3 protein-coding genes are annotated in these 2,168 nt (G+C 62.9%); all 3 read right to left on the bottom strand.

Annotated elements, in window-relative coordinates:
- Positions 1 to 5: 5 nt before the first annotated feature.
- Positions 6 to 806: an N-acyl homoserine lactonase family protein gene (locus AC1DP3_RS18175; protein ID WP_477295754.1), complete on the bottom strand. Its 801-nt coding sequence runs from the start codon at positions 804 to 806 to the stop codon at positions 6 to 8.
- Positions 807 to 810: 4 nt separating this feature from the next.
- The gene (locus tag AC1DP3_RS18170; protein WP_477295753.1) at positions 811 to 1,218 is read right to left on the bottom strand and encodes a carboxymuconolactone decarboxylase family protein; all 408 of its coding nucleotides are present in this window, start codon (positions 1,216 to 1,218) and stop codon (positions 811 to 813) included.
- 26 nt (positions 1,219 to 1,244) lie between these two features.
- A partial coding sequence (locus AC1DP3_RS18165; protein ID WP_477295751.1) for an NAD(P)-dependent oxidoreductase occupies positions 1,245 to 2,168 on the bottom strand: 924 nt, incomplete at its 5' end.

Raw genomic sequence — 2,168 nt, 5'->3', positions numbered from 1 at the left:
GTTCGTCATCCGATCCATCCGATGTCAGCGGAGAGCCGCGACATCCCGTTGAGGGCACCCGAATCGTGCCCTGCGACGAGCTGCGATGACCGTGCTGCGACTCGCTCGCGGATTATGTCGAAGGTCTGGTAGGTCGCGGGCAGGTCCATCGAGGAGATGTACGGCATGTCGCGGTCGAGCTCTTCGACGAAGTGCAGTGCGTCCGAGGTCAGGAGGACCGCACCGTTTGCGGTGTTGACCTCGACCATGAGCTGTCCAGGTGTGTGCCCACCGACGGGGATGAGGCGGATACCGGGCGCGAGCTCGCATTCCTCGCGCACTACCGTGAGTCGTCCGCTTCGCCGAAGTCGGTCGAGTAGTTCGACTTCGGCTGGTTCGGTGAAGTGGCCGACGAGGGGRCGATCGAGCAGCCCGCTGCGGATGAAGTCGAGTTCAGCTTCCGCAAGGTGTACGCGCGCGTTGGGGAAGCGCGCGAGGTTCCCGATGTGGTCGTAGTGGCAGTGTGTGATCACGACCGTCTCGACGTCGTCTGGTTCGACATGCAGGAATTCCCGGAGCATATTGACGGGATCGTGCAGCACGGTGCGCTGGCGGCGGTGTGCGACCTCGGCGTCATATCCGGTGTCTACAACGATCAGTCGGTGGTCACTCTGCAGCACCCAGAAGTAGTAGTCCACGATGTGCGGGCCGTCCGGCTCACCATAGGAGTTGTAGTCGAGGAAGACATCCGAGCGAGTGGTCTGCCGTGTCCCGTAACGGAGGGTGTAGACGCGGTACTGATCGCCGCTGTCCTGCGGCCACACCATGCTCTCAGTCGGCCTTTCCGCTGTGGACGGCGACCGTCGGCTCCAGCACCTCGACGCCCACGATTTCCTGCCATGCCTCGACGCCCCATTGGAATGCGACGATGCCGGCTTCGGGGAGCGCGATCTCAATGGCCTCGAGGATCTCCTGCGGGGAGAGGCCGAGGTCGAGTGCGACCTGAATGTGACTGCGGAGCTGTGGCATGGGTGCCCGCATGACGGTCAGGCTGAGAATGAAGAGGAGTTCCTTCGTCTTGCGGTCGAGGCTGYGCTGGTCKAGGTAGGCGGCGTTCACGACGTGATTGGCGGCTTGCAGAACGGGAAAGTCTGCGGCGGCCATCACCTTGTGATAGTTGAGCACGTACCCGCGCTTTGTGGCCATATCGTCGATGTAGGTCTGGGCCGCGACATTCATAGGTTTCCCTCTTTCGTGAAAGCTGTTTAGGTGCGCAGGAGTGCGCGATTGGCATCTTCGTAGTAGCGGACGATCTCTGTGTGGTCTGGGGGGGATCCCGCCAACTCACGGGCTCGGGTCGCGATTGCGCTTGCGCAGTCCGTGACGGGCGTTGTCAGCCCGGCCCCGCTCGTGAGGGTCTTTGCGATCGCAAGATCCTTGAGCATCAGGTCCATGCCGAAGCCCGAGGCGAAAGTTCCCGTCACCACGAAGCGCGGGTACTTCACCTCGGTTGCCTGGCTGCGTCCTGTCGAGGAGTTGATGACACTCAGCATTGCGTCAGGGCGGATGCCGAACCTCGCCGCAGCTGTGAGGATCTCGGCCGCCGCGKCGATATTTGTCGCCGACAAGAGGTTGTTGAGCGCTTTCGCGGCGTCACCGGCACCGGGTCCGCCGACGTGGTGGATGCTCGTGCCGACAGCGTTGAGAAGCGGCTCGGCCCGTCTGAAAGCCTCGTCTTCCGCTCCGGCCATGACCGCGAGTTCGCCAGACTTCGCTTTCTCGACCCCACCCGATACGGGMGCATCGACGTACGCCACCGCGCACGATGCCGCTCGACGAGCGAGTTCACGGGTGCTCTCCGGCTCGGAGGAACTCATGTCGACGATGAGAGCTCCGGTCGGCAGTTTCTCCAGGAGTCTTGATTCGCCAACAAGTATCGACTCGACGATGCGCGATGACGGCACCATGAGGACGACCGTGTCGATGCCGTCAGGTAGCGGGTCCAATGTGCCGAGCGCCGTCACACCGAGATCGGCGGAGATACGAGCGGCGAGATCGGTGTTCACGTCGAACAGGACGATGTCGGTCGCGGATGCCATGTTGCGAGCCATCGGCTCACCCATGGCACCGAGCCCGATGAACAGAACGGTCATCGTGTCCTCGCCGCGCTGGACCTGAGTCTCCCGGAG

The organism is Microbacterium sp. P5_B6, assembly GCF_056400345.1.
The sequence above is the reverse complement of the archived record's forward strand: the minus strand, read 5'-3'. Positions and strand labels throughout refer to the sequence as shown.